This window comes from Anaeromusa sp., assembly GCF_028691475.1.
Classification (GTDB): Bacteria; Bacillota; Negativicutes; order Anaeromusales; family Anaeromusaceae; genus Anaeromusa.
This window is the reverse complement of sequence record NZ_JAQUZF010000154.1, coordinates 1-4,861: the sequence shown is the minus strand read 5'-3', so window position 1 is coordinate 4,861 and position 4,861 is coordinate 1. Positions and strand designations below refer to the sequence as shown.

The window sequence follows — 4,861 nt, the reverse complement described above, 5'->3', positions numbered from 1 at the left end:
AAGTTGTTTTATCTTGCTCCAAAGCATTGTAACTACTATTCACGACAACGGCAACAATTTGCGCACAATCGTCAATTAAGATCTTTTCAAGCATTGTATATACCCAATTAGGAACATTATAGGACTCAACCAGGATACCAATTGACAATCGTTTTTGCATCATAATACGCCACTTATTCCTTATCTCCTTTTATCCGGTTAAAGCCGCCTTCTTCACGCCCTAGCCGCCTCCCTCCTTTCAGAGTATAATTACAACTATGTACATTACATTCTGAAAGGAAGTACCAGAAATGAAAAAATTTTTACTATTTTGCTTTTTAGGAACGTTTCTGCTTTCTGCTGCAATAGCTCAAGCCGCCCCATCGTTAGCGACTGCCCCCCCGGTCCCAGCGACCATACAACAATCTTTCGAGGCCTATATTCAAAACACTCTGGCGCCAATTTACGCGACATACACAAACAACCGTTATTCTCTGCTGTTTCTCAAAGGAGATCCTCTCCTCAACACAAAAGACGGGTGGATTAAAACGCAAACTTTATTGCACAAAACCTATAAGACTGCGGTAACAGCACACACTGATTCCTATCAGGGAATGCTCGAAATCAACAGCACTACACGCATTTACCCACTCTCTTCTTCCACGGCCATGGCCGCAAAGCAAGCAAAACCGACCAGCAGCAAAGGCGACACCTATCGGTATACCTTTCTCTACCAAAATAACCAATGGAAAATAGCAAGTGCCAAAAGCTTTGATTCCGTACAGCGCCACTGGTTTCCCAGTGACAATAATTTGAGTAAAACATTGCGCTGCCCCGATGATAAGCAATAAACACCTATCTTACCTTGTTAAAACAATTTGCCAATATCCACATTGCCACCTAAGCGCCACAAGCTAATATTTACAGGCTTTTTCTCGCCCGCCAAGGAAATCCAATAATTCAAAGTATTCACATCAGCGTACCAAACCTGGTTTTGCACTCCTTTACGGGCAAACTGAAATACCAGGCATTGACTCGCTTTATCCCGCTGCGGCTTAACGTCATATTCAATGGCTAAAGCCTTCGCTTCACCTTCGGTTACAAAACGTTTATCGCCATCATCACTCCAAACACAGCCCCCGGTTGCCAAGGCAACTGATACTTCACCAGGAAGAGTTTCGATGCGAGTCAACAGATTTCTAATAAAGTCGGCGTCCGCTTTGGGTCCCGGCCCGCTGTGCAAGCCGTATAAATTATAAAACATCACTACATATTCAGGACCTTCCGGGAATTTCGCAGGCGCCGTAAAGGCTGACGGCTCAAGGACTACACGCACTTTCAGTTTTTTCTTAGAAGCTTCCGCCTGCACCTTGGCAAGAAAATCCGTAAACTTACGGCTTACTTCTTCATCCTTCCATATGCGTTCATAGTCGATTTCTACGCCGTCATAGCCACCTTTTTTCGTTAAGGCAATAATCTCATCCACATGCTCATCCATAACCGTTTCATCAGCAAACATGCGCCGCAAAACATTAACATCCTTTAAAATGGATGTTCCGTCACCATTCTGTTTATCATTAACCACACTTAAATAGGTTTCAAATCCCCCCTTGCGCCGCAGCGCAGCCACTTTCTCGCTTTCCAACTCCTTAGGTACAAAAAGGTATTCGTCCTCGTCAAAATATGCACCAAAAAAAGATACTTTTTTCACTTTACCGTCCAAACGCCCTAAATCCTTAAGACCGCTATCGGCATCCCAATACGCTACCCAGGCGGCCCTTTCTTTCGGCTCTCTGTAAACGACTTTCTCCGAACACTCACTAGTAAATGAACAGCCCAAAACCGCCACCGAAACGATCAGCAACGACATAAGAAAAACGATCATTGAAATTCGGCTACGCATTGCTTCTTCCCCTTCCACGACTACAAATTCGTCACAAACCAATCAATTACTGTTTCCCAGTATTTCTTAGCCGTATACTCTACTGCATCTATTCCTTGATAGCGGCTTTCATAAAGAATTTTTTCCTCACTTGCTCCTGTATTTTCCGTTACGACAAATTCTTCAAATACCCCGTCATACACATCATCCGCTAAATTACGCTGGCTAACACCAAAATTTCCACCAGAACCTTCTAGATATAAAAGCCCACCCTGCGATACAGACACAGGTAAATCTGCTACCGCTTCCTTCTCATCCACAAAAACACTCAAGAGCGAACCTTTTAAGGCTATGCGCAAGCGCCGATCTCCTCGAGCATGCAAGCTGGCATCTGGCTTGTATTCTGGAGCTCCGTCCTCCACCGCAGCAGGTTTTTCCAGATCTTTATCTTTCAGACGTTCCCCATAAACCTTCGCTTTATGAGCTGAGCGGGCGTAGCGGGAAAAAGTTTCAGCTTCACGCATTTCTGCAGCTTTCTTATCCTCAGGGATGGATATTTTTTCCTTTCCATCAAGCTCATCTAAATCCAATTGGAACAGCCCTCTCTCCGAACCGCTGTTTCGCTCAGTTACATAGAGAACATTGTTGCGGATATATACGGATAAAAATTGCGATAAGTCCTCGTTCGCCCGCAAATATATACGCTGCAGGCCAAACTTATTGCCCCGCAAGCGCGCTGACACATACACATCTTCAAAATCCTCACTGTTTTTAAGCCGAGCTAATCCTTGGTCATTTGGCAGAGAGGTAACAAGCAATGTTTCATCCTTTACTTCCATGGCCCCTTTCAGAACCTCCCAGGCTGCCTGGCGCGCTGCATCTCCTTTGACAAAGTCCAGATCCTGGTTAATATCATACTTAATACGCATGAGCAAGTGATTAACAGGCCAATACGACTGCGGCTGCATTCTCGTTAAATCATATACTGAACTGTTACGACGATTCCAACAAAAACCTTCACGATTAAAATTCATTTTAAAAAGCATTTTAATCCAATACGCATTCACTGCGCTAACTTTATCATTGTTGCCAAAGCTGCCCGTATTGGCATGCATCAGCACATACGCCGCGGGAATATACCCTAGCTCCTTTGTGTAAATATCGCGCAAGGCCGTATAGTCGTAAGTGATCCTCTCTTTCATTTTATTATAGCTTTCTTTCGGGATGCCGTATTCATCGCGAATATAATCCATCAAATAGTGATTGTACTTTCTCTCCAAATAAGGCGCAACCCGTGCATGCTCCAACGGCTCCAGCTCTCCCAAATAATTATCATAACGATCAAAAACGTTAATAAACGCCAGGCGATAACCATTACTGCCAAGTTCCCAAAAGCTTGTTTTTTCCAGTTCTTTAAGTTCCGGCGGCAAGAGAAATTTCGTATCTTTTTTTTCAAATTTTTCCGGATACGACATCATTGTAGCTTTATAGTTTAAGTCTTCCAGCATTTTTTGCGAAAAAATAGCCGTGTCGCGCCGTCCGTCTTCAAACATCAAGAATAACGATTTTTCCGGCAGCAGCTTCCCCGACTGGTAATACGCCTGAATATCTTCTTGGGTTATGGTCACATAGCCCTGATCCTTAAGAGCCTGCAAATGCGCTCTCAACTGCTCCATGCCGATGAGAGACTGACTGCCTACACGGTCTACGCCAAAATATGACAGCGCGATAAATCCTCTATCTTCACTTCGCACACCATGATAGGGAGTAAAAGTCTTCCAGGTAAACAGCGCCAGTGCGCAAAGAAAAGCAACTCCTAGCAATACGCAAAATTGCACAAACACCCGCACGGCTTTGCGCCGGTCCTTACGGGCAGTGTACTCTTCATTTCCCAGGCCCATGCTACACCCTCATTGTCTTTCCGTTCTTTTTCTTGAACACCGCTTTTACGTCCGCCGCAGTCATACGTGTCCCCCAGGTAGTTTTCCAAAAAGTAACCCAGGCAACCGGCATCTGCCACAATAGGACTGCTTCATAGTACACGCAAAACCACAAGCCATATATCCAGGTAGAGCTGCGACGCAAAAGCAGCTGCGCCATACTCATCAGCAAAGCCATCAGAAAAATACCGATAAAAAACGTTACTGGCGCTACTCGGTGTATCAAGGGTACATAAATAATGTTATATAGCACAATAACAGGCGAAACCAGCGGTACCAGAACCCCCATGTAAAAAGAAAGCGCCATAAAGGGCTCTTTTTTCCACATAAACCGCGATGCAACCAAAGATTCGCGCAGCCAAGAACGCTTCCACCGCATTTGCTGTTTGAGAAAAATACTCGTCTTGTTGGGAACAATAGTCGTACAGATAGCAGTATCCTGATAGGTTGTGCGATTTTCACGGAGAATAAAGTTAGTCATGCTCCGATCATCACCAAAAGTAGCGCGTTCTCCTAAGAATTTTTGATTTAACCAGGCATCCAAATTTTTCAATACCAAATCTTTGCGATAGCAGGACAACGGTCCTGACAAACAGGTTACAGCATCAAAATATCCTTCTGCGGCTTTCATGATGCGAAACGCAATATAATAACGCACTGCCTGCATTTTTGTCAGAGCATTTGTATACGTATTGGCCACGTCGGTACGCCCTGATACGCCTCCCATTTTCTCGTCCTGAAAAGGCTGCACCAAATTACGAATCGCAAAGGGATCTAAAAAGCTGTCAGAATCAACAAACACTACTAACTCATGCTTGGCTAACAACGTTCCCTTGCCCATAGCTTCTCGCTTGCCTGCATTTTGTTCCTGCCGGATAACATGCAGACGCGACTCCAAATGATAACGCTTTTCTTTTTCTTTCAGCGCTGCAACAATTTCATCGATTTTTTCCAAAGACTTATCTGTAGAACAGTCATCCACAACGATGACCTCTAGTTTGTTTGTCGGATAGTCTTGATTGACACAATTTACAATGGTTTTTTGAATCCATTCTTCTTC

The 4,861-nt window shown here is 44.2% G+C and carries 4 protein-coding genes; 1 reads left to right on the top strand and 3 read right to left on the bottom strand.

Annotated elements, in window-relative coordinates; all coding sequences use genetic code 11:
* Positions 1–290: 290 nt before the first annotated feature.
* On the top strand, positions 291–830 hold the full coding sequence (locus tag PHF27_RS13330) for a hypothetical protein (protein WP_300071077.1): 540 nt from the start codon (positions 291–293) through the stop codon (positions 828–830).
* Between the two features lie 17 nt (positions 831–847).
* Here the strand turns inward: PHF27_RS13330 and PHF27_RS13325 are convergent, their stop codons facing one another.
* The 3 genes from PHF27_RS13325 to PHF27_RS13315 form a co-directional block, all read right to left on the bottom strand.
* Complete coding sequence (locus PHF27_RS13325; RefSeq protein ID WP_300071074.1) at positions 848–1,882, bottom strand: hypothetical protein; 1,035 nt, start codon at positions 1,880–1,882, stop codon at positions 848–850.
* A 20-nt stretch (positions 1,883–1,902) separates the two neighbouring features.
* Positions 1,903–3,762: a glycoside hydrolase gene (locus tag PHF27_RS13320; protein WP_300071071.1), complete on the bottom strand. Its 1,860-nt coding sequence runs from the start codon at positions 3,760–3,762 to the stop codon at positions 1,903–1,905.
* Position 3,763: 1 nt separating this feature from the next.
* On the bottom strand, positions 3,764–4,861 hold a 1,098-nt coding region (locus tag PHF27_RS13315), incomplete at its 5' end, for a glycosyltransferase family 2 protein (RefSeq protein WP_300071069.1).